At 63.0% G+C, this 22,424-nt stretch carries 23 protein-coding genes and 1 riboswitch; of the genes, 14 read left to right on the forward strand and 9 right to left on the reverse strand.

All coding sequences use genetic code 11. The annotated features are described in order from the left end of the window. The coding region (locus EOB36_RS01985; RefSeq protein ID WP_164897428.1) for a BMP family ABC transporter substrate-binding protein at positions 1-846 on the reverse strand (846 nt) is incomplete at its 3' end. A 300-nt stretch (positions 847-1,146) separates the two neighbouring features. Between EOB36_RS01985 and EOB36_RS01990 the strand changes: the two genes are divergently transcribed. The 8 genes from EOB36_RS01990 (at position 1,147) to EOB36_RS02025 (ending at position 9,343) form a co-directional block, all read left to right on the forward strand. Beyond that, positions 1,147-1,839, forward strand: a complete 693-nt coding sequence (locus EOB36_RS01990) for a GntR family transcriptional regulator (RefSeq protein WP_206637134.1) — start codon at positions 1,147-1,149, stop codon at positions 1,837-1,839. 134 nt (positions 1,840-1,973) lie between these two features. Then, positions 1,974-3,728: an adenylate/guanylate cyclase domain-containing protein gene (locus tag EOB36_RS01995; RefSeq protein WP_128284167.1), complete on the forward strand. Its 1,755-nt coding sequence runs from the start codon at positions 1,974-1,976 to the stop codon at positions 3,726-3,728. 208 nt (positions 3,729-3,936) lie between these two features. After that, positions 3,937-4,051, forward strand: a riboswitch (guanidine-I (ykkC/yxkD leader). 100 nt (positions 4,052-4,151) lie between these two features. Then, positions 4,152-5,216 carry a putative urea ABC transporter substrate-binding protein gene (locus EOB36_RS02000; protein WP_128284168.1) on the forward strand — a complete coding sequence of 355 codons (1,065 nt, stop codon included), beginning with the start codon at positions 4,152-4,154 and terminating at the stop codon, positions 5,214-5,216. 105 nt (positions 5,217-5,321) lie between these two features. After that, positions 5,322-6,134 carry an ABC transporter permease gene (locus EOB36_RS02005; RefSeq protein WP_245467564.1) on the forward strand — a complete coding sequence of 271 codons (813 nt, stop codon included), beginning with the start codon at positions 5,322-5,324 and terminating at the stop codon, positions 6,132-6,134. Next, entirely contained in the window at positions 6,131-6,940 is an 810-nt protein-coding gene (locus tag EOB36_RS02010; RefSeq protein ID WP_128284170.1) for an ATP-binding cassette domain-containing protein, read from the forward strand. Before EOB36_RS02005 ends, EOB36_RS02010 begins: the two co-directional genes overlap by 4 nt. A 12-nt stretch (positions 6,941-6,952) precedes the next feature. Next, positions 6,953-8,161 carry an agmatinase family protein gene (locus EOB36_RS02015; protein WP_128284171.1) on the forward strand — a complete coding sequence of 403 codons (1,209 nt, stop codon included), beginning with the start codon at positions 6,953-6,955 and terminating at the stop codon, positions 8,159-8,161. Between the two features lie 2 nt (positions 8,162-8,163). Continuing rightward, positions 8,164-8,703: a hypothetical protein gene (locus EOB36_RS02020; RefSeq protein ID WP_128284172.1), complete on the forward strand. Its 540-nt coding sequence runs from the start codon at positions 8,164-8,166 to the stop codon at positions 8,701-8,703. A gap of 55 nt (positions 8,704-8,758) precedes the next feature. Beyond that, entirely contained in the window at positions 8,759-9,343 is a 585-nt protein-coding gene (locus EOB36_RS02025; RefSeq protein WP_128284224.1) for a HupE/UreJ family protein, read from the forward strand. A 180-nt stretch (positions 9,344-9,523) separates the two neighbouring features. Here EOB36_RS02025 and EOB36_RS02030 read toward each other — a convergent pair whose 3' ends face one another. Next, entirely contained in the window at positions 9,524-10,237 is a 714-nt protein-coding gene (locus tag EOB36_RS02030) for a GntR family transcriptional regulator (RefSeq protein WP_126103451.1), read from the reverse strand. Between the two features lie 259 nt (positions 10,238-10,496). On the opposite strand from EOB36_RS02030, the gene EOB36_RS02035 reads away from it, so the two are divergent. The 6 genes from EOB36_RS02035 to EOB36_RS02065 all read left to right on the forward strand — a co-directional run bounded on the left by EOB36_RS02035 (position 10,497) and on the right by EOB36_RS02065 (position 16,488). After that, positions 10,497-11,585: an ABC transporter ATP-binding protein gene (locus EOB36_RS02035; protein WP_128284173.1), complete on the forward strand. Its 1,089-nt coding sequence runs from the start codon at positions 10,497-10,499 to the stop codon at positions 11,583-11,585. A 33-nt stretch (positions 11,586-11,618) separates the two neighbouring features. Further along, positions 11,619-12,908 carry a PotD/PotF family extracellular solute-binding protein gene (locus tag EOB36_RS02040; RefSeq protein WP_128284174.1) on the forward strand — a complete coding sequence of 430 codons (1,290 nt, stop codon included), beginning with the start codon at positions 11,619-11,621 and terminating at the stop codon, positions 12,906-12,908. A gap of 245 nt (positions 12,909-13,153) precedes the next feature. Further along, positions 13,154-14,068, forward strand: a complete 915-nt coding sequence (locus EOB36_RS02050; RefSeq protein WP_095483796.1) for an ABC transporter permease — start codon at positions 13,154-13,156, stop codon at positions 14,066-14,068. Positions 14,069-14,072: 4 nt separating this feature from the next. After that, positions 14,073-14,891, forward strand: a complete 819-nt coding sequence (locus EOB36_RS02055; RefSeq protein WP_095483797.1) for an ABC transporter permease — start codon at positions 14,073-14,075, stop codon at positions 14,889-14,891. 8 nt (positions 14,892-14,899) lie between these two features. Beyond that, positions 14,900-15,646 carry an aspartate/glutamate racemase family protein gene (locus tag EOB36_RS02060; protein ID WP_095484008.1) on the forward strand — a complete coding sequence of 249 codons (747 nt, stop codon included), beginning with the start codon at positions 14,900-14,902 and terminating at the stop codon, positions 15,644-15,646. Between the two features lie 5 nt (positions 15,647-15,651). Then, entirely contained in the window at positions 15,652-16,488 is an 837-nt protein-coding gene (locus EOB36_RS02065) for a GNAT family N-acetyltransferase (protein WP_095484009.1), read from the forward strand. Positions 16,489-16,642: 154 nt separating this feature from the next. Here the strand turns inward: EOB36_RS02065 and EOB36_RS02070 are convergent, their stop codons facing one another. The 7 genes from EOB36_RS02070 to EOB36_RS02100 all read right to left on the reverse strand — a co-directional run bounded on the left by EOB36_RS02070 (position 16,643) and on the right by EOB36_RS02100 (position 22,411). Next, positions 16,643-17,302 carry a GDSL-type esterase/lipase family protein gene (locus EOB36_RS02070; RefSeq protein WP_127203635.1) on the reverse strand — a complete coding sequence of 220 codons (660 nt, stop codon included), beginning with the start codon at positions 17,300-17,302 and terminating at the stop codon, positions 16,643-16,645. Further along, positions 17,295-17,489 (reverse strand): hypothetical protein, encoded by a 195-nt coding sequence (locus EOB36_RS02075; RefSeq protein ID WP_127203636.1) that lies wholly within the window; start codon positions 17,487-17,489, stop codon positions 17,295-17,297. The genes EOB36_RS02070 and EOB36_RS02075 overlap by 8 nt, the downstream gene beginning before the upstream one ends. A gap of 183 nt (positions 17,490-17,672) precedes the next feature. After that, positions 17,673-18,971 carry an FAD-binding oxidoreductase gene (locus EOB36_RS02080; RefSeq protein WP_128244321.1) on the reverse strand — a complete coding sequence of 433 codons (1,299 nt, stop codon included), beginning with the start codon at positions 18,969-18,971 and terminating at the stop codon, positions 17,673-17,675. Continuing rightward, the gene (locus EOB36_RS02085; protein ID WP_164759010.1) at positions 18,968-19,945 is read right to left on the reverse strand and encodes a branched-chain amino acid ABC transporter permease; all 978 of its coding nucleotides are present in this window, start codon (positions 19,943-19,945) and stop codon (positions 18,968-18,970) included. The genes EOB36_RS02080 and EOB36_RS02085 overlap by 4 nt, the downstream gene beginning before the upstream one ends. Then, complete coding sequence (locus EOB36_RS02090) at positions 19,942-20,850, reverse strand: branched-chain amino acid ABC transporter permease (RefSeq protein ID WP_095483800.1); 909 nt, start codon at positions 20,848-20,850, stop codon at positions 19,942-19,944. The genes EOB36_RS02085 and EOB36_RS02090 overlap by 4 nt, the downstream gene beginning before the upstream one ends. Then, a complete protein-coding gene (locus EOB36_RS02095) occupies positions 20,847-21,614 on the reverse strand; it encodes an ABC transporter ATP-binding protein (RefSeq protein ID WP_095483801.1) in 768 nt (255 codons plus the stop codon). Before EOB36_RS02095 ends, EOB36_RS02090 begins: the two co-directional genes overlap by 4 nt. After that, positions 21,611-22,411, reverse strand: a complete 801-nt coding sequence (locus tag EOB36_RS02100) for an ABC transporter ATP-binding protein (protein WP_095483802.1) — start codon at positions 22,409-22,411, stop codon at positions 21,611-21,613. The genes EOB36_RS02095 and EOB36_RS02100 overlap by 4 nt, the downstream gene beginning before the upstream one ends. Between the last annotated feature and the right edge of the window lie 13 nt (positions 22,412-22,424).

Below are 22,424 nucleotides of genomic sequence, written 5' to 3' on the forward strand. Positions count from 1 at the left end.
GTCGTCGACGAACATCTTGTAGACCTTTGCCCAGTTCCATTCCGCGCCGGTCAGATATTTTTCGGGCGCCAGCGGGCTCTGGTTGGCATGGTAACCGCAGACGAAGGCATCACGCCCCGCCGCCGTTTCGACCACCACTTTCGGGCTGTCGACATGGCAGGTGATGACGTCGGCACCCTGATCGACCAATGCGTTGGTGGCTTCCGCCTCCTTGACGGCCAGCGACCATTCGCCGGTGAAGATCACCTGGCAGGTGATGGCCGGATCGACCGAGCGTGCGCCAAGCAGGAAGGAATTGATGTTGAGCAGGACCTGCGGAATGGGTTTTGCCGCGACGAAGCCGATCTTCTTGGTCTTGGTGGCATGACCGGCGGCGACGCCGTTGAGATACTGGCCCATGCCGATATAGCCGAAATAGGAACCGGCATTCATCGGATGCTTGTCTTTGTTCCACATGCCGCCGCAATGGCGAAACTGAACGTCGGGGAATTTCGCGCACATTGCCAGCATGTGCGGATCGAAATAGCCGAACGAGGTTGGAAAGATCAGCGAGGCGCCGTCGAGGTTGATCATCGATTCCATCGTCTTCTGGACATCGACCGTCTCGGGGACGTTCTCCTCCTCGACAACGGAGATGCCCTCGATAGCCTTCAATGTCGCGGCACCTTCGGCATGCGCCTGGTTATAGCCGTAGTCGTCCTTCGGCCCGACATAGATGAAGCCGACAGTGGCGGCCGCGGCGAACGCCCTGCTGATCGGAAATGACGCCGAGGCCAGACCGAGCGCCGCTCCGGCGGCGGAGGTCTTGAGCAGATCGCGGCGGCTAAGCATGAATCTCTCGGTCATGTGAATGCTCCCTGTTGGACCCTTTTCCGGGTCGATTAATTCCCTTCTCACGAAAGTGCATGCAATCGGTGTGCCAGTTCAAAAGATAAAATTTATTCAATGAAATCAGCGGATGTGCCGAGCCGCCCTGCTCAAGCGAAAGGCAATTGCATACACTTTTTGCCTTTCAAATAGCCAGTTTGACATGTAGATTAAAATAGAGGCATAGAGAGGCGCGCCCGAGTCGAAACTGGCCGGCGAGCCGCTTGCCGCATAGCCGCGAACAGACTGGACGGAGGAGAATTGTCGGGGAAGCGCAGCTTGATCAGGTCGGGCACGACCGTCGATCAGATGGTGAGGGCGATCGGTGACCGGATCGTCACCGGCTTCCTGCGCCCCGGCGAAAAGCTCGACGAGGCCTCACTCGCTGCCCGCTTCGACGTGTCGCGCACCCCCGTCAGGGAGGCGCTTGGCCGGCTGAGCGCCATGGGGCTGGTCGAAAGGCGGCCCAACCGTGGCGCCACCGTCGCCGTGGTGACGCAGGAGCATCTCGCCTCGATGTTCGAGAGCATGGCCGAGCTTGAAGCGATCTGCGCGCGGTTCTCGGCCGAGCGCATGACCGCCGGCGAGCGCCGCGCGCTCGAGGTCGAGCATCAGGCTTCAGCGCGCCTTGTGCAGTTGGCTGCGGAGGAGGACTACGAGTATTTCAACACCGAGTTCCACACCCGGCTCTATCGCGGCGCGCACAGCAAGCACATCTATGAACTGACCGTCATGACCCGAAGCCGCCTCGCGCCGTTCCGGCGCGCGCAATTCATGCTGCCGGGCCGGCTGGCCAAATCCTGGCAGGAACACGACGTCATCGTTACCGCGATCATGCGCGGCGATGGCGCCGCCGCAGGACAGGCAGCCAAGGATCATGTTTCCATCGTCAGCGAGGCGAGCGCCGTCTTTGCCGCGGTTGACCCGATGAAACCGGCGACGGTTTCGATCGGAGTGTCTTCCTACAAGTGAAAAATCTGACGCTTGGTACCCGATGTGGAAGACGTTTTCCGACCCACCCCATCGCAGACTCTCGCCCAATGGACTCGCAGCGTGGCCCCCAATACAATCCCGGTCCCGTGGGCCTCCGAAGGCTGATGCATGACATGGCAGAAGAACGCGTCCAACGCCGCCTTGCTGCGATATTGGCAGCCGATGTGGTCGGCTACAGCCGCCTCATGGAGCGGGACGAGGCTGGGACCCTTGTTGCCATCAAGTCCCGTCGCAAAGACATCCTACAGCCACTGCTCGCCAAGCATAATGGCCGCATCGTCAAGCTGATGGGTGACGGGGTGCTGGTGGAATTTGCCAGCGCCGTGAATGCTGTCCAATGCGCGGTCGAGCTCCAGAACGCGATGGCGGCTGCCAACGCCGACGTGCCCGAAGATTCCCGGATTGTGCTGCGCGTCGGAATCAACCTGGGCGACGTGATGGTCGAAGGCAGCGATCTCTATGGTGATGGAGTCAACATCGCGGCTCGGCTCGAGGCCTTGGCCGATGCTGGGAGCATCGTCGTCTCTCGCACTGTCTTCAACCACGTCCGGGGCAAGGTGAAGCTCGGATTCGATGATCTCGGCGAGCAGCAACTCAAGAACATCGCCGAGCGGGTGCGGATCTACCGACTGCGGCCGGACCGCGAAGCGGCGATGGCGCGGCCTGCCTTGGCGCTTCCCGACAAGCCGTCGATTGCCGTTCTGCCGTTCACTAACATGAGCGGCGATCCGGAGCAGGAGTATTTCAGCGACGGCATGGTGGAGGACATCATAGCGGCGCTGTCTCGGGTGCGCAGCTTCTTCGTGATCGCGCGGAATTCGAGTTTCGCCTACAAAGGCAAAGCGGTCAATGTGAAGCAGGTCGGGCTCGAACTCGGCGTGCGTTACGTGCTGGAAGGGAGTGTCCGCAAGGCGGGCAATCGGGTCAGGATCACGGGACAGCTCATCGAGGCGGAAAGCGGGAATCATGTCTGGGCTGATCGCTTCGATGGCAGTCTCGAAGACGTATTCGAACTGCAAGATGGGGTGACCCAGAGCGTGGTCGGTGCGATCGCTCCGAAGCTTCAGCGAGCGGAAATCGATCGCACGTCGCGAAAGCGAACCGAAGATTTGACTGCTTACGACTTTGTTCTGCGTGCCCTGCCGCATGCCTGGTCAGGGTCGCCCGAAAGGAGTGCAATCGCCCACGATCTCCTTCTAAAAGCAACCGCTATCGATCCTTCTTATGCGTATGCCTACGCGATGGCGGCCTGGTCTTTGATGTTCAGCAAGAATTCGGGTTGGCGTTCTTGGCGGCCCGACCAGCAGGAGTTGTGTGTTCGGTTTGCCAGGGAAGCGCTCAAGCTCGATATGGAAGATCCAGCCGTACTGTGGGCATCCGCTACGGCGCTCGCAAGTGTCGTACACGAACATGAACACGCTCTCGAGCTGATCGAGCGCTCGTTGGCAATCGACCATAATTCCGCACAGGCCTGGGCAGCAAAAGGTTGGGTGACTTCCTGGATCGGACTTGATGGGATCCCTTCGTTGGAAAGGGCAATGCGATTGAGCCCGTTCGACCCGCTGTTGTACCTTTTTCATGCCTCGATTGCTGAGTGCCACCTTGCGGCAAGAAGGCACGAGATGGCATTGGAATGGTCTCTCCGCGCCATGCGAGAACATCCAGAACCTCCTCCATTCGTGCGGCGGGTGCTCGCCGCCTCGTACGCTCGCCTCGGGCTAGTTGAAGAAGCGCGACGGGTGGTGGCAGGCATACTGGCGGAAAGCCCAAGCTTTACTGTGAGGTCCTGGCTAGAGATAACCGCCCAGCGTGGTCCGCACGTCCAATACCTCGCTGAGAGCCTCCGTCTCGCTGGCCTCCCCCAGTGAGTAGGCATCGAGTCGCACGCGTCAAAGAGAATCTCCCGTCGGACTCTTATGTCAAGCGGGACCACTAGCAATCAGGCAAACTGCCCAATCCGTCGGCGATGCGATGATTTTCGCGTCACTCGTGCGAATGCTCGAAGCCGCACAGGCCCACAGATGCCGGCCTTTTGGCATAATTCGGCATTGGCATGCTCCTTGCATCGTTGGTGATGTGCAGAGCGTCTAGGGTTCCGGCCGCGACAAAGCGGTGCTGGTCCAAGAGATGCGACCGCCAGGGGTGCACTGAGGCATCCGGCGGAACACGGCGGGCCAAAATCCCGGGAGAACCCTGCACGGGTTTGCTGGCGCGAACCTCTCCCGGATGCGCGCTCCGTAAACCCCAACATAAAGTCCGGACGCAATCCGGATCGCGAACAGGGGTACGCAATGCTTCGCAAGCTGGCCGCAATCATCCTAGCCGCATCACTCAGCCTTCCCATGATTTCCGCCGCCGACGCGGCGCCCAAGAAAGACTTCAAGATATGCTGGTCGATCTATGTCGGCTGGATGCCGTGGGGCTATCTCTCAGACAGCGGCATCATGAAGAAATGGGCCGACAAATACGGCATCAATGTCGAGATCACCCGCATCAACGACTATGTCGAAAGCATCAACCAGTACACCGCCGGCGGCTTCGACGGCTGTTCGATGACCAACATGGACGCGCTGTCGATCCCCGCTGGCGGCGGCGTCGACACGACCGCCGTGATCATCGGCGACTTCTCCAACGGCAATGATGCGGTGATCCTCAAGGACAAGTCCGCGCTCGCCGACATTGCCGGCCAGAAGGTCAATCTCGTCGAGCTCTCCGTCTCGCATTACCTGCTGGCGCGGGCGCTGGACACGGTAAAGCTCGCCGAGAAGGACATCACCGTCGTCAACACATCCGACGCCGACATGGTCGCCGCCTATGGCACCAGCGACGTCACCTCCGTCGTCACCTGGAACCCACTGGTTTCCGAGATCGCCGCCATGCCGGGTGCTCGCAAAGTGTTCGATTCCTCGCAGATTCCCGGCGAGATCATCGACATGATGGTCGTCAACACCGAGACGCTGAAGGACAATCCAGCGCTGGGCAAGGCGCTTGTCGGCGCATGGTACGAAGCGATGGACCTGATGACCTCCGACACGCCGGAAGGCAAGGCAGCCAAGGAGGAGATGGCCAAGGCGTCCGGCACGGACCTCGCCGGCTTCGACGCGCAGCTCGCCTCGACGGCGATGTTCTTCGACCCCGCCAAGGCGGTCGAGTTCACCAACGGCGCCGAATTGCCGAAGACGATGGATCTGGTCCGCAACTTCCTGTTCAGCCACGGCATCCTCGGCACCAACGCGGCGAGTGTCGACGTGATCGGCATGAGCTTTCCCGACGGATCCACGCTGGGCGACGCCAACAACGTCAAGCTGCGTTTCGATCCAGCCTTCATGGCCGAGGCCGCAACCGCAACACCCTGACACGACATGTTGGCCAGGGGACCGAGCGACATGAATACAGTCTCCGAAGCGGGTGGGGAGGGCACCACGCGTCCTTCCCGGCCAAGGCCGAAGGTGCGCCTTCGCATGATCAATGCGAAGGTCTCGCGCGGCAGCGCCTTGTTCCTCGGCGGCTTGCCGTTCTTGTTCGTGGCGATCGCCTATCTGATCGCCTCGGCGCAACGACTGGCGGTCAATCCCAGCGATAAGCTGCTGCCTTCGCCGGCACAGATGTGGTCGGCCTTTCTTGACCTTGCCACGGTTCCGGACAAACGCTCGGGCGATCTCATCCTGTGGGTCGACACCTATGCCAGTCTCCTCAGGCTGTTCGCCGGCGTGGGTGTTGCCACCTTCGCGGCGCTTTCGCTCGGCGTCGCCATCGGCTTCATTCCACGGGTGCGGGCCTTCCTGCTGCCGTTCGTCACCGTGGTCTGCGTCATCCCTCCGCTGGCGCTGCTGCCGATCCTGTTCATCGCGCTCGGCCTCGGCGAAACGGCCAAGATCACGCTGATCGCCCTTGGCGTCGCGCCGGTGATGGTGCGCGACATCGCCAACCGGGTGATGGAGTTGCCGTCCGAACTGGTGGCCAAGGCACAGACGCTTGGTGGCAACAGCTGGACCATGGTCTTGCGGCTGGTGCTGCCGCAAGTCATGCCGCGCCTCATCACCTGCGTGCGGCTGGCGCTCGGGCCGGCCTGGCTGTTCCTGATCGCCGCCGAAGCCATCGCCTCGACCGAAGGGCTGGGTTACCGCATCTTCCTCGTCCGCCGCTATCTCTCGATGGACGTCATCCTGCCCTATGTCGCCTGGATCACGCTGCTTGCCGTCATCACCGATTGGCTGCTGGTGCGGCTGTCGCGGGCGGTCTCCCCTTGGGCGCATCCCGTGGAGGCCAGATGAGCCGCATCGTCGTCCATGGGCTGGAAAAGAGCTACGGCGATGCCCGCGTGCTCGAGCGGGTCAACGTCACTGCCGAAGCCGGCGAATTCCTGTCGCTGGTCGGCGCCAGCGGCTGCGGAAAATCGACGTTCCTGCGCATCCTGCTCGGCCAGGAGCAGCAGAGCAGTGGCGTCGTCATCGTCGGCGATGGCCCGATCGTCCCAGAGCCGACGCCGCAGCGTGGCATCGTCTTTCAGCGCTATTCGGTGTTTCCCCATCTGACCGCTATCCAGAACCTGCTGCTTGTCGAAGACTTTCGCTCGGGCGGGCTGTTTGGCCGCGTCTTCGGCGCCAGGCGCGCAAACGCCAGGCAAGAGGCCGAGACCATGCTGGAACGGGTCGGGCTTGCCCATGCGCGCGACCTGTATCCGGCATCGCTCTCCGGCGGCATGCAGCAGCGGCTTGCGATTGCGCAGACCTTGCTCGGCCGGCCGCAGATACTGCTTCTCGACGAACCGTTCGGTGCGCTCGATCCGGGCATCCGCGTCGAGATGCACGAGCTGCTCACCGAGCTCTGGACCGAGCACGGCATGACGGTGGTGATGGTCACCCACGATATCGGCGAGGCCTTCAAGCTCGGCACCCGCGTGCTGGTCTTCGACAAGGTGCGCCACGATCCGCAGTTTCCGTCGGCCTACGGCGCGACGATCACCTACGACTTGAGGCTCGATCGCAAGACCCGGGCTTCTTCTCATCACTTGGCCAAGGTGGCCGCGATGGTCGGGACGACCCGGCCGGATACAGCAATGGCGACGACGGCGTCGTAACGGAGACCGTGAATGTCCAGAAATATCCCCGAACGCAGCCACCGCCGTGCAGGGCTCATCGCCCGGGAGGCCAGGGAACGCTTCCACCACCCGGATTTCGATGCCCGCGGCACGCAGGGCTGGAAGTCCATCGAGGCCGAGGGAAAGCTGCCGGAAAGCGGCTGGCGCAAGGAGCAGCAATGGGCGCTCGACATGGGCCTGCCGGGATCGGAGTCGATCGTCGACAAGTCGATCCCGACATTCGCGCGCGGCGAGCTGCCGCATTTCGCCGGCATCAACACCTTTCTCAAGGCGCCCTATGTCGAGAACGTCCGCGACGTCGGCAAATATGATGCCGCCGTCATCGGCATTCCCTTCGACAGCGGCACCACCTACCGGCCGGGGACCCGCTTCGGCCCGCAAGGCATTCGTCGCATCTCGGCGCTCTACACGCCATACAACTATGAGCTCGGTGTCGACCTGCGCGAGCAGATGACGCTGTGCGACGCCGGCGACGTCTTCACCATTCCCGCCAATCTCGAAAAGAGCTTCGACCAGATCACCAAGGGCGTCAGCCATGTCGCCTCGTCCGGCGCGCTGCCGATCATGCTGGGCGGCGACCATTCGATCGGCTTTCCCTGCGTGCGCGGCATCGCCGACGTGACCTCGAAGCGCATCGGCATCATCCATTTCGACCGCCATATCGACATCCAGGAAAAGGATCTCGACGAGCGCATGCACACCACGCCCTGGTATTGGGCGACCAACCTGCCAAATGTCTCGGCGACCAATCTCGTGCAGCTCGGCATCGGCGGCTGGCAGGTTCCCCGCTACGGCGTCGCCGAGGCGAGGAAGCGCGGCACCAACGTGCTGACCATTGCCGACATCGAGCAGATGGGTCTTGAGAAGGCGGCGGAAATCGCGCTCGAGCTCGCGTGGAAAGACACCGACGCCGTCTACATCTCCTTCGACGTCGACAGCCTCGACTGCGGCTTCGTGCCTGGCACGGGCTGGCCGGAACCGGGCGGCTTCCTGCCGCGCGAGGCGCTCAAGCTGCTTGGGCTGGTGACGGCGCCGGGCATTTGCGGACTGGAAGTGGTCGAGGTTTCGCCGCCCTACGACACGTCGGACATCACGGCGCTGTTCGGCGTGCGGGTCGTCGTCGAGGCGCTCGGCTCGATGGTCGCTCACGGCAATCTCGGCAAGCATAAATCGATCATCGACAAACCGGTGAGTTTTTGACCATGCACGACGATCACCACCACCACAGTCATGACCATGGCGACGGCCACCATCATCACGGGCCGAACGGTCATCACGACCATCCGCACGCCCTCGGCCACAACGGGCCCGCGGGCAAGCCGCTGCAATGGCAGACGCCGCATCTGCCGCCCGACCAGGCTCACGAGCCGCCGGTTGATCCAGCGACGCTCGACCTCGATCTTGTTGAAACCGCCTTCCTCGAAGGCTTTGCGCGGGCGCCGGACCCGTCCAGCTTTCTGCGGCTTGCCGGCATACCGTTTGTCGGCGAGACGGCGGACGGCGTGCGGCTTCATCTGCTCCGCGTCGAGACCGAGGATCTGGTCGATGTCGGCGCGGTCATGCCGCTCGTCGGCGGCACCGGCGTCGCCTATCACCCGTTGCCGGCGCGCCTGACATCGCACCGCCGCCGCCTCGCTTTCATCTATCACGATGGCAGTGAGCAAAAGCCTCTCGGCTTCGCCGCGGCGCGCGCCCTCGCGGACCGTTCCGCCGCTTCGCAATTCACCGTTCCCGGGCACTGAAACCAGAACCCGTCACTCTCATCGAACAGGTACAACCATGAAAACATTCGCAAGCATGAAAACATTAGCAAGACTGGGCACCCTTTCAGCTCTCGCCGCCCTCACACCGTCGCTGGCGTTTGCCCATAGCGGCGGCCCTCACGCCCACGGCCTTTTCGCCGGCCTTGAACACCCGCTCCTCGGCATGGATCATCTGCTCGCCATGGTCGCGGTCGGCATGATTGGCGCCCGCGCCGGCGGCCGCAGCATTGTCCTTGTGCCGCTGTTCTTTGTCTCGGCGATGGTCGCCGGAGCCTTGCTCGGCATGGCCGGCATCGGCCTGCCGTCGCTTGAAACCGGCATCGCGCTGTCGCTTGTCGTCTTCGGCGCCATGCTCGGCCTAGCCAGGCCGCAGCCGCTGGCCGCCGCGGCAGCGCTGACGGCCTTGTTCGGCCTCTTCCACGGCAATGCCCACGGCCTCGAAATTCCCGAGAGCGCCAGCGGCGTCGCTTACGCCGCCGGCTTCGTGCTCGGCACATCGATGCTGCATGCGATCGGGGTCTTGTCCGTCCTCAAGCTCGCCCGTTGGCCGACGACGGTCCGCACCGCGGGTGTCGCCACCTCGCTGGTTGGAATGGCCATGGCGGTCCAAGCCTTCTGAGTAAGGGACCTCTTCCGAGTGAAGCAACCGGCGCGCGGTGGGCAAACAGAACTGGAAAGCAAATGAGCCAGAGATGGTTGACGAGGCTGCGGCGCATTCGGGACATGCTGCACCAGATCCTGAAAACCCGTGCCGAACGGCTTTGAGGGGCGCGTCTTTCGCGTCCCTCCGGAATGACCGTCAGAACTCGAGCGCCTGCCTGAGTGCCGGACCGCTCCTGACGCGGAGATCGAGGTCGGCCTCGATATGGTCGATGTGGTGCAGCATCAGTGCGCTGGCGCGTTCGGAATTGCCATTTTCCAGCGCCTCGAGGATGTTCATGTGCTCGCTATGGCCACAGCTCGAGACGCCCGAGCGGCCATAAAGCGCGATCACCAGCGATGAACGCGCCACCAGCTCCTCCATGAAACGCTGGAGGATGACGTTTCCCGCGACCGACGCCAGCAGCAGGTGAAAATCGCCAGAAGCCTTGATCTCCGACCGTCTTGCGCTTGGTCCGCGTTCGGCAATGAAGCGGCCCTCTTCATCGAGTTGGGCCTTGAACGCAACGACATGCGCCGGCGTCATGCGCCCAACCGCGGCGATCGCGATGCCGGGCTCGATCAGCCGACGCGAAGCAAAAACCTGGCGCGCTTCCTCCGGCGACGGATTGGCGACGAAGGCGCCGCGATTGCGCTCGGTCCGCACCAACCCTTCGAAGGAGAGCATTTGCAGCGCCGCGCGCGCCACGGTGCGGCTGACGTCGAACAGAGTGCCGACCTCGCCTTCGGACAGCTTGGTTCCGGGCGCCAGCCGACGATCGACGATCGCATCGCGCAACTGGTCGCGGATCGCCTGGGCGCGATCCTCGTTGGCATTGTCGACAGCAGGGAAAGTCTGGTCGGCTATATTCATGATGGTAGTCCCTGCACCTTTCTACTTGAATAGGGTCGCGTAAACGAGGGCCAAAGTGAATACGATGCGAGAAAAGATTGCATACGATTTTTGCGAGAATCGCTCGCTATCGCCTATAATTTGTGCATTGCACAAGCGTGCCGTTTCGGCAGCCAGCCGGATGCAATCCTGATTTTCCTAAGCTTTCAATCGCTTGAGGTCGAAGTGGGGCAATTGGCATGCATGATGCTTTGCTTAAGTTGAGCAGAGAGGAAGCCGGATGTCCAAAGCCGCCGAAATCAACATCGTGTCCGTTTCGAAAATCTATGGCGCAACGACTGCCGTCGAAGACATCAGCTTGAAAATTCCCGCGGGAACCTATTGCTGCCTGCTCGGCCCGTCCGGCTGCGGCAAGACCTCGACGCTGCGCATGATTGCCGGCCACGAGAGCATATCGAGCGGCGACGTGCGGCTCGGCAATATTGTGGTCACCGATCTGCCGCCGGCCCGGCGCGGCACCGCCATGATGTTCCAGTCCTACGCGCTGTTTCCGCATCTCGACCTGATCGACAATGTTGCGTTCAGCCTCAAGATGAAAGGTGTCGGCAAGGAGGAGCGCCGTGCCAAGGCGCTCGTCATGCTGAAGCTGATGCAGATGGAAGCCTATGCCGGCCGCCGCCCGGCGCAGCTTTCGGGCGGACAGCAGCAGCGCGTCGCTCTGGCCCGCGCGCTCATCACCGACCCCGAGGCGCTGCTGCTCGACGAGCCGCTCTCGGCACTCGATCCGTTCCTGAAGATACGGATGCGGGCCGAGCTGAAAAAGCTGCAAACGTCGCTCGGCATCACCTTCGTTCACGTCACCCATAGCCAGGAAGAGGCGATGGCGCTCGCCGATCTGATCGTGGTGATGAACGACGGCCGCATCGAGCAGGCGGCGCATCCGCGCATCGTCTTCGAGCGGCCGGCCACCGCGTTCGTCGCCCGTTTCATGGGCGATCACAACGTCGTCTCCGGCCGCGTCAGCGGTAGCCGCGATGGCATGATTGTCTTCGATGTGCCGGGTGGCGCCTCGCTTGCGGCCAGCGGCCAGGGCAGGGCGGTTGGCGGGCCGATCGATATCGCCATTCGCACCGACCATGTGCGGATCGGCGATCCGCCGGCCGCGGGGCTCGGTTTCACCGGCATCGTCTCCAACGTCGAATACCGCGGCTCGACCGTGAAGCTCTCGGTCAACGGCGCCGGTATCGAGGATTTCACGGTGATCGTCGACGACACCAGCTTCTTCGCCAAGCCGGTTGCCGTCGGCGACGCCGTGCCGATCGCCTGGGACGCCGAGGACGCGATCGTCCTTGGCCGTCTCGATTCCTGAACCAGAACAACCAATCAAAAAAGGGGAACTGACATGACCAACACCACTGACAAGAAGACAGGAATTTCCCGCCGCTCGTTGCTCAAGACCGGTGCCGCCGCCGTCGGTCTTGCCGCCGGCTCCGGCGTCATCACCGGCTTCCCGACGATCTGGGCGCAGAACCCGATCACGCTGCGCCAGTTTGGCACCGGCGTGTCCAACCTCAACGCCATCGCCGACAAGTGCAAGGCCGACCTCGGCATCACGCTGGAGATGACGGCGACCGATTCCGACGCGGCCGCCCAGCGCGCGGTGACCCAGCCGGACAGCTACGACATCGCCGACATCGAATACTGGATTGCCAAGAAGGTGTATCCCTCCGGCGTGATGCAGCCGATGGATGTCAAGAAGCTGAAATATTACGACAAGATCGTGCCGCTTTTCATCACCGGCAAGCTGACGCCCGACAGCGTCATCGCGCAGGGCACCGCGCCGCACACCGTCGGCTTCGTCGAGGCACAGGACGCCAAGACCTTCGCCAAGGAACCGACCCAGTGGATGACGATGGTTCCGACCATCTACAATGCCGACACGCTCGGCATCCGCCCCGACCTTGTCGGTCGCGACATCACCACCTGGGCCGACATCATGGATCCGGCCTTCAAGGGCAAGGCCGCCATCCTCAACATCCCGTCGATCGGCATCATGGATGCGGCGATGATCATGGAAGCCATGGGCAACATCAAATATGCCGACAAGGGCAACATGACCAAGGAGGAGATCGATCAGACGATCGACTTCCTGATCAAGGCCAAGCAGGACGGCCAGTTCCGCGCGTTCTGGAAATCGTTCGACGAGAGCGTCAACCTTATGGCTTCAGGCGAAGTGGTCATCCAGTCGATGTGGTCGCCTGCGGTCGCTGCGGTCCGCTCCAAGGGCATCGCCTGCAAATACCAGCCGCTCAAGGAAGGCTACCGCTCCTGGGGCGGCGGCCTTGGCCTGGCAGCGCATCTCGAGGGCGCCCAACTCGACGCCGCCTACGAGTATATCAACTGGTACCTGTCCGGCTGGGTCGGCGCCTATCTCAACCGCCAAGGCTACTACTCGGCCGCCATGGACACGGCCAAGCAGTTCATGTCCGAGGACGAATGGGGCTACTGGGTCGACGGCAAGGCCGCCAAGGGCGATATCATGGCGCCGGACGGCAAGGTCATGGAAAAGGCGGGCGCCGTGCGCGACGGCGGCTCCTTCGTCGAGCGCATGGGCAAGGTCGCCTGCTGGAACTCGGTCATGGACGAGGACCGCTACATGGTGAAGCGCTGGAACGAATTCATCGCGGCTTGATGCAAGGCTGAGATGTTGCATTCCTTCGCGCCCCCCTCTGTCCTGCCGGACATCTCCCCCACTTGGGGGGAGATCGGCCGTCGCCGCTGCTTTCGCCAATCTCCAACTTCGCAAGAAGAGGCGCCAACAGCGAAGCTGCCAATCTCCCCCCAAGTGGGGGAGATGTCCGGCAGGACAGAGGGGGGCGCGAAGGATCACAGCTTGCCAGATTGTCGGCCCTCCGCGACACGCCCGGGCTGTTCCAGATGACCGTGGTCCTCAACCAGCCTGTAGCCACCACCGCCGCAAACCCCGCCAGACGCCGCCGGCTCTCGATCGGCACCCTCGCCCCCTACCTCCAGGCGACGCCGCTGGCGCTGATCCTCGGCACGTTCCTTCTGCTGCCGATCCTGATGATCGCCGTGGTCTCCTTCTGGGACTATGATTTCGCGGCGATGTACCCGGATTTCCTGACCACCAACTACGCCGACACGCTCGGCTCCTGGGTCACCTGGAAAACCTATCTGAATACGCTGAAATACGCCGCCATCGTCTGGGCGCTGACGCTGTTGATCGGCTTCTGGGTCGCCTATTTCCTCGCCTTCCATATCAGGACCACTGCTATGCAGATGGTGCTGTTCCTTGTCTGCACGGTGCCGTTCCTGACTTCCAACATCATCCGCATGATCTCCTGGATTCCGGTTCTTGGCCGCAATGGCCTGGTCAACTCGACGCTGGTGCAGATGGGGCTGATCCCGAAGCCGATCGAATGGCTGCTTTATTCCGAATTCGCCGTGGTGCTCGCCATGGTGCATCTCTACACCCTGTTCATGGTGACACCGATTTTCAACACGCTGATGCGCATCGACAAGTCGCTGATCGAGGCCGCGCGTGACGCCGGCGCGTCCGGCTGGCAGGTGTTGTGGAACGTCATCATCCCGCTTGCCAAGCCCGGCATGGCGATCGGCACCATCTTCGTCGTCACGCTGGTGATGGCCGACTTTTCGACCGTGCAGGTGATGTCCGGCGGGCAGAGCGCCTCCGTCGCGCTGATGATGAAGAACCAGATGTCGCTGCTGCAATATCCGGCGGCTGCCGCCAACGCGGTCGTGCTCCTGGTGCTGGTGTTGCTGATGGTCGCCGGCATCCTGCGCATCGTCGACATCCGCAAGGAGCTGTGAAGCGATGAGCCAGGACAAGCGCTCCCTCGAATTCTACGTGCTGGCAGCCTTCTTCGCTATTTTCGTGCTGTTTCTCTACGGCCCGCTTTCGGCGATTCTCATTCTTTCGTTTCAGGGCGAGAATGGCGGGCTGACCTTTCCGCTGAACGGCGTTTCGCTGCACTGGTTCGCCAATCTGTTCGAGCGCCAGGCGGTCGGCGATTTCGGCGGCAGTTTCAAACGCTCCTTCATCCTTGGCCTTATGGTGATGATCGTGACCGTTATCGTGTCGCTGCTTGCCGGTCTTGCCTTCCGCCAAAAGTTTCGTGGCGCCACCGCATTGTTCTATCTGGCCGTCGCCAGCCTCGTCGTGCCGTCGATCATCATTTCGCTCGGCATTGGCGTCGTCTTCCAGCAGATCGGCTTTCGCCCCGCCTGGTACACGTCCGCCTTCGGGGCGCATCTGACCTGGACCTTGCCCTTCGGCGTGCTCATCATGTTCGCCGTCTTCAACCGGTTCTCGCCGGCCTATGAGGAAGCCGCGCGCGACCTCGGAGCATCGTCCTGGCAGACCTTCGCGCATGTCGTCCTGCCGATGATCTCGCCCAGCCTGATCGGTGTCGGCCTGTTCGGCTTCACGCTGTCCTATGACGAGTTCGCCCGCACGCTGATGACCTCGGGCACGTTCAACACGCTGCCGCTCGAGATCTATGGCATGACGACAAATGTGACGACGCCGGTGCTCTATGCGCTGGGCACGGTGACATCAGTGTTTTCTTTCCTGGTGATCCTGCTGACGCTCGGCGCAATCGTCTATGTCGGCCGTCGCCGGGCACGTATTTGAGAACCGCAGTGCAGATCCTCGTTGTCAATCCGAACACCACCGCCAGCATGACCGAAACCATTGCAGCGGCGGCGCGGCTCGTGGCCGGCGCCGGCACGGAAATCGTCGCCGTCACCTCGTCGATGGGTCCGGTTTCGATCGAAGGCTATTATGACGAGGCGCTTGCCGTGCCGGGCCTGCTGGTCGAGATCGCCGCTGGCGAGCGCTCGGGCGCGCAGGCTGCGATCGTCGCCTGTTTCGACGACACCGGCCTCGATGCCGCGCGCGCCATGGCCAACATCCCGGTCATCGGTATCTGCGAGGCAGCGCTCAGCACGGCCTCGTTCATCGCCCAGCGCTTCACCGTCGTCACCACGACCGAGCGCTCGCGCGTGCCGGTCGAAGGGCTGGTGCAGCGCTATGGCATGGCGGGGCGGGCACGCGTGCGCGCCGCCGACATTCCGGTTCTTGCCCTCGAAGACCCGGCATCGGACGCGATCCTGAAGCTGCGCGGCGAGATCGCGCGCGCACTCGAGGAGGATCGCGCCGAGGCCATCGTGCTCGGCTGTGCCGGCATGGCCGATCTTGCGGCTGCGCTGCAGCGGGAGTTCGGCGTTCCGGTCATCGACGGTGTCGGCGCCGCCGTGAAACAGGCCGAGGCGTTGATCGCGCTTGGCCTGTCGACATCCAAGCGTGGTGCCTATGCAAACCCACTGGCAAAGCCTTATCGTGGCGCCTTGAAATCCTTCGCCCCCGGTATAGTTGCCGCCGAGTGATCGCAATGTCCCGAACGATCAGAACGCTCGCACTTGAAGAAGTGGAAACGCTTGTCGACTGGGCGGCAGCGGAGGGCTGGAATCCCGGCCTCGGCGATGCCGCAGCGTTCCACGCGGCGGATCCCGACGGCTTCATTGGCGCCTTTGTCGATGGCGAGATGGTGGCCGGTATTTCGGCCGTGGCCTATGGCGACGATTTTGGCTTCATCGGCCTGTACATCTGTCGGCCGGACAGGCGCGGAGAGGGCCATGGCAAGGCGGTCTGGGATGCCGGCACGGCGCGGCTCGGCAGCCGCACGATCGGCCTCGATGGTGTCGTTGAACAGCAGGCCAACTACCGCAGCATGGGCTTTGCGCCGGTCTACCGGACGATCCGGTTCGTCGGAGCGCCGAATGTTTCGGCAGGCACCGACAGTGACATCCGTGCCATAGGCCCTGACCTCATAGCGGATCTCTTGGGCTACGACAGCCGGTTCTTTCCCGCTCCGAGACGGTCGTTCCTGGAACACTGGCTGCGCCCGCCGCACATCGCGCTTGCGATCGTCAGGGACGGCGCAATCGAGGGATACGGCGTCGCGCGCCGATGCCGGGACGGTCACAAGATCGGCCCGCTCTTTGCCGACAGCCTGGGCGCGGCAAGCCGTCTCTTCGCCGCACTCGCCAATGCTTCCGGACCCGGAAATATCCATCTCGACGTTCCCGAGACCAGCGGGGACTTTGCAGCCCGGCTGACGGCCGCCGGTCTTCAACCGGGCTTCGAAACCGCTCGAATGTACAAGGGAAAAGCGCCGCAGCTCACGCAGCCCGGGGTCTTTGCGATGACGACCTTGGAGCTTGGTTGAGGCGGAGCGTCTATTTGTAACGCGCAAAGTCGGTTGGCACCTCCGCGCAACTTCACTTGGCACTAACTCGCGCGCTTTCTACGGCCGTTAACGGTGCCTTAAAGCCCAACGTCACAGGTCAAACACTCCTGTTGGGGAGATCCGTGACTATTGTTTATCGTTCCGCTGAAACCGCAGCCATCATCGGCCGGAGCTGGTTCTCCCAAACCCGATAGCCGGCGCCGTTGAGGTGGATCCCGTCAGTCGTGAGGTCCGGTCGTAGGCTGCCATCTCGGGAGAGAGGCACGTTAAGATCCACGAATCGGCAGTTTGCAGCCTTTGAGCACAGGGCGATGAGCGCACTGTTCAATCGCTTTATCGCGGCGTTGTGGACCTCGCTGTTCGTGAGCAACGTCGACTGGACGACGATGCTCTCCACATCCGCCAACCGATCGATGATCTTGTCGTAGGATGCAGCCACGTCGTCGGGGCTGGTTGACCTGCGAATATCGTTGATCCCGAGCATGATGAAAACCAGTCGGGGCTGCGCTGCCGTAATCTGGTCGAGCCTCAGGAGCGCGCTGCCGACGCGTTCGCCAGATATGCCTCGATTGATAATCGATAGTCTGGGAAACATCTCCTGCCAATGGCCACTCGCAGTGAGAGAATCGCCAAACATGACGATGTCGGCATGTCCTTTGAATTGACGGAACTCGTCGACTTTGGCTTGCCACGCGGCGTTTTCGGACCGCGTAGCAAGGGCCGTCGCCAACAGAATCGACAGCATTGCGCCAAAGATCAGCGCTGCCGATGGATGGATGAAGCACTTAGGCATCTCGCGGCTCGCATACACGGAGCAGATACTTTAAGGAATCGAGCGCCATGGCCAACCCGTCATTGCCAAGTTTTGCTCTCATTCTCGGCGAGGCGTTCGGCAACTGCTCATCGATCTCCTTCAAGCGTTGCTCTAGATTAGCAAGAATGGTTTTGTCGAAGACCAGTTTTCCGGTCTCCTCCGACACGAGGAACCTACTCCAGACGCCTTCTTTTGCACGAATAGCTCTTTGTCGTAGTCGCCCTCGCTGCCGAAGTATGGCGGGTCTAGGTAGAAGAAAGGGCCGAGTGCGGCAGAGCTATCCAATCTTGCGCGTTGCATAGTGCATGTCGTTGTCCCAAAACCGCTGCGCACTTTTGGGCGACATACACTAGCCCGCCTCATCCAGCCGGTCGCGCAGCATGCTTAGGGGAAGCAGCATGTTTGGCGCATGCCGCATCAGGCTGTGGAACGGGATCGGCGACGGCGGCGCAAACGGCAGCGGCAAGTCCTGCGGCTTCGCGCCATCAGCCCAATCCGCAAGCACCTTGCCCATGCTCGTGGTCATGGCGATGCCGCGTCCGTTGCAGGCAAAGCCCGCGATCAGGCCGGGCCCGAGATCGACGAGGTGCGGCAGGAAGTCGGGCTCGACGGCGGCCATCCCCGACCAGCTATATTCGAGCGGTGGGATCTCCGGGAGGTCGAGGTGTTTTGCCAGCCGCCGCCAGATCGCCTGCGGCACCCGCGCTTCGGCGCCCGGACCAAAACTATGCATGCCGCCGGTAATCAGCCTGTTTTCGCTGTCGAAGCGGAAGGTGAAAAGATTGCGTCTTGTGTCGCCGACGCCTTGCCCGCCTGGAAGCAGGCGAGTGCGGTATTCGCGTGGCAGCGGAGCCGTCGCGATCTGGAAGATTTTCAGCGGGAAATAGGTTCGCTCAAGCGTGCGGTTTAGCGGCCCGCCATAGGCATTGGTGGCAATCAGCACCTTTCCGGCGCGTACCGAGCCCGACGCCGTCTTCAAGACCCAGCCATCCCCAATGCGATCGATCGATGTAACGAGCGTATGCTCGAAGATGCGCGCGCCGGCTTTTTCCGCAGCGTCGGCCAATCCGCGCGCATATTCGACCGGATTGAGGACGCCGCCCGAACGGTCCATCCAGCCACCGACATAACCGCGAACGCCGGTCAGCTCTTCGACCGCCCGCCTGTCCAGCGCAACAGTCGGTCTTCCGCGCCTCGCCCATTGTTCGGCGCGCGATCTGGTTTTTTCGAGAGCAGCCTGCGAATGGGCTGGCTGTATCCATCCGCTCTGGACGGCATCGCACTCGATGCCGTGCCGCCTGATCAGGTCGAAGACGAGGTCGGCGCTGCCGGCCGCGAAATCGATGAGGCGTTCGCCACGTTCTGGCCCGAGCTGGGCAATGATATCGTCGGGGTCTCTTTTCGCGAAATTCGGCACGACGAAGCCGGCATTCCTGCCGGTTGCTCCCCAGGCGATGATTTCCGCTTCGAGGACGGCGACCGAGATGCCTTTCTCGGCGCTGTGCAGCGCGGTGGAAAGGCCTGAAAACCCGCCGCCGACAATTGCCAGATCGACATCGAGTGCGCCTTCGAGCGCGGGCCGATCACGGCGATTGCGGCTGACGGCATGCCAAAGGGAAATGCCGTGCGGCCGGATCTCAGCGCTCATGAGCCGCTCTCGCTCGGGGCCACGCGTGCACGCTTGCCGAACCTTGGACGCCGCGGCCTGTCGCCAAACAGGCCGTTCGGCCTGACCAGAAGGATGACGCACAGCATCACGCCGATGGCGACGATCTGCAGCGAGGCGGCGCGCGCCTGTTGTTCCGGCGAGAACAAGACGCTCGTCAAGGCTCCCGATCCGGCCCAAATCGCCCAGACCAGGATGCTGCCGATGACGGCGCCGATGTTGCTGCCCGAGCCGCCGACGATCAGCATCACCCAGACCTGGAAAGTCAGCGCCGGCAAATAATTGTCCGGCGCGATGAAGCCTGTGAAATGCGCCTGCAACGCGCCGGCCAGTGCCATGATGGCGCCGCCGACGGCAAAGGCCTGGACGCGGTAGAAACGCGCGCTTTTCCCCAGGGATATCGCGGCCCGCTCATCCTCGCGAAGCGCCTTCAACACGCGCCCCCACGGGCTGCGCGACAGATGCTCCAGCGCGAGATAGACGATCAGTGTCACCACCGAGACGACGGCTAGGTTCGACAGGTTGAACAGCAACGGCGTCTCCGCGAGGCCGCCGAAGGGACGCGGAATGAAGCCGATGCCGAAGGGGCCGCCGGTCAGTTTTTGGGCGTTGAGCGCCACCAGCTGCACGACGACGGCAACGCCGAAGGTGGTGATCGCCAGATAGTCCGATCTCAGGCGCAGCGTGGCGATGCCGGTGATCGCGGCGGCGACCCCGCCAACGACCATCGCGCCCAGCCAGCCGACAAGGATCGGCAGGCCGAAGCCGCCGAGGCGTGCGGCATCGTCGGGCGTGGTCAGCAGCGCCGAGGTGTAGGCGCCGATGGCGACAAAGCCGGCGAGCCCGACATTGAAAAGCCCGGTCAGCCCCCATTGCAGGTTGAGCCCGAGCGTGACGAGCGAAAAGATCAGCGCGGTGGTCAGGAAGAAAGCGCCGTAGCCGAGCAGATCCATCAGCGTTCTCTCACTCCGAAAAGGCCGATGGGCCGCACGAACAGCACGGTCATCAGGATGATGAAGGAGACGGCCGCCCGCCATTCGGCGCCGATCAACTGCACTGCGCCGGCTTCGGCGAGACCAATGATCAAGCCGCCGAGAACGGCGCCAGGCACGCTGCCGATGCCGCCGAGGATGGCGGCCGCGAACATCGGCAGCAGCATGTCGAAACCCATGAATGGGCGGATCTGGATGAGAATGCCGATCATGACGCCGGCGACGCAGGCTAGCGCCCCGCCGACGATCCAGGTGACGCGCACGACCTTGGCGACGTCGATGCCGACAATGCGGGCCAATGCCGCGTTCTGGCTCAGTGCCTGCATCGAGCGGCCGGTCTGGGTGCGGGTCATCAGGAGATGCACGCCGAGCACCAGAACGGCGGTCAGAAGCAGCAGCGCGATCTGGTCGGGGGTGATGCGAATGCCGAAGCCGACCGGCATGGCGATCTGGATGGCCCGGCTGAAATAGGTCGGACGCGAGGTGAAGATAAATTCGAGCAGGCTTCTCAGCGCCATCGAGGCGCCGAAGCTCGCCATCACCACGATGATCGCCTGGCCCTTGGCCCGCAGCCGCGCGAAAAGCATCAGGTCGAGCAGCAACGCCAGCAAGCCGGTGATCGCCATGCCGATCACCACCGCGGCGATCAACGGCCAGCCGAAGGAGAGCGGAGCGATCGGCGCGATCTTGCCGAACATCGCGCCGATGGCGCCGACGGCGGCGAGCGTCGCATAGGCGCCCCAGGCCATGAAGTCGCCGTGCGCGAAGTTCGAGAAGCGCAAGATCGAATAGGTGAGCGTCACGCCGATGGCGCCGAGGCCGATCATCGAACCTGCCAGCAGTCCGTCGACGACAAATTGCAGGTTCATGCCGCGCTTCCTTTGCCGGAGTGCCGGTCTCTTTCAGGATCGAGGCGGCGCTGGCCGAGATAGAGCTCGGCGACGACCGGATCGTTCCAGAGCTCGGAGGCGACGCCCTCGTGCCGGTCCTTGCCTTCGACCAGAACATAGGCGCGGTCGCCGATGGCAAGCGCTGCCTTGGCGTTCTGTTCGACCAGCAGAATAGTGACGCCGGATATGCGTATACCGGCCAGCATCTCGAACACCATCGCCACGAATTTCGGCGACAGGCCGGCCGACGGCTCGTCGAGCACCAGCACCTTGGGATGGACGATCAATGCCCGGGCGACGGCCAGCATCTGCCGCTGTCCGCCCGAAAGGTTGCCGGCGACGGTCTTGCGCTGACGGGCGAGATCGGGGAAGGCCGCATACATTTCCCCGATGCGGGCAGGGATCTCGCGCGGCTTCAGGATGCCGCAGGCGACCTTCAGATTGTCCTCGACCGACATTAGCGGGAAGATGTTTTCGGTCTGCGGCACGAAGGCGAGGCCGAGGCGGACCATGGTGTGGGCGGGTGCGGCGGTGATGTCGCTGCCGTCCAGCAGCACCGTGCCGCCGGTGATCGGGACAAGGCCGGCGATCGCCTTGATCAAGGTCGATTTGCCGGCGCCGTTGGGGCCGAGAACGACGACGATCTCGCCCTTGCCGACGGTGATCGAGGCGCCGCGCACGATCGGCACACCTGGCTCATAGCCGGCTTCGAGATTGCGGACATCGAGAACCCTTTGGCTCATGCCGCGCCTCCGAGATAGGCCTCGATGACGCGCGGGTCGCGTGCCACCTCGTCCGGGCTGCCTTCGCACAGAAGCTGGCCGCTCGCCATGACCAGCACACGGTGGCAGAGCCGCGTCACCATGTCGATATTGTGCTCGATCAGCAGGAAGGTGATGCCGCTTCTGTTGATGTCGCGAATGCGGTCGATGATGACTTCGAGCAGCGTCGCGTTGACGCCGGCCGCCGGCTCATCGAGCAGGATGATCGCCGGGTTGGCCATCATGACGCGGGCGAGCTCGAGCAGCTTGCGCTGGCCGCCGGAAAGCACGCGCGCCGGTTCGTGCGCCAGGCGGGCGAGCGTGACGAGCTCGAGCAATTCGATGGCTCTCGTCTCGGCAGCCCGCTCTTCGGCGGCGACCCGCCGAGGTGTCAGGAAATTGGCGAGCAGCCGCTCTCCGGCCTGCCCCTGCGCCGCCAGCATGACGTTTTCGATCAGCGTCAGGTTGGGCAAGGGCCGGGGGATCTGGAAGGTGCGGCCAAGGCCGCGGCCGATGCGGCGATGGGCAGCTTCCCCTGATACGAGCACGCCGTTGAGAAGGATTTCGCCGCTGGTCGGCAGGATGCTGCCGGCCAGCAGGTCGAACATCGTCGTCTTGCCGGCGCCGTTCGGGCCGATGAGGCCGAGTATCTCACCCGGCCGGACGTCAAACGAGACATTGTTGACCGCGACGAGCCCGCCGAAGCGCCTGACGACGTTCCTGGCCGTCAGAACCGGCGTGCGGGTCTCCGCCCGCTGTTGTGCGGTTGTGTCACTCATGGAACCCTCTGGC

The sequence above is a fragment of the Mesorhizobium sp. M6A.T.Cr.TU.017.01.1.1 genome (genome assembly GCF_004023115.1).
GTDB lineage: Bacteria > Pseudomonadota > Alphaproteobacteria > Rhizobiales > Rhizobiaceae > Mesorhizobium > Mesorhizobium mediterraneum.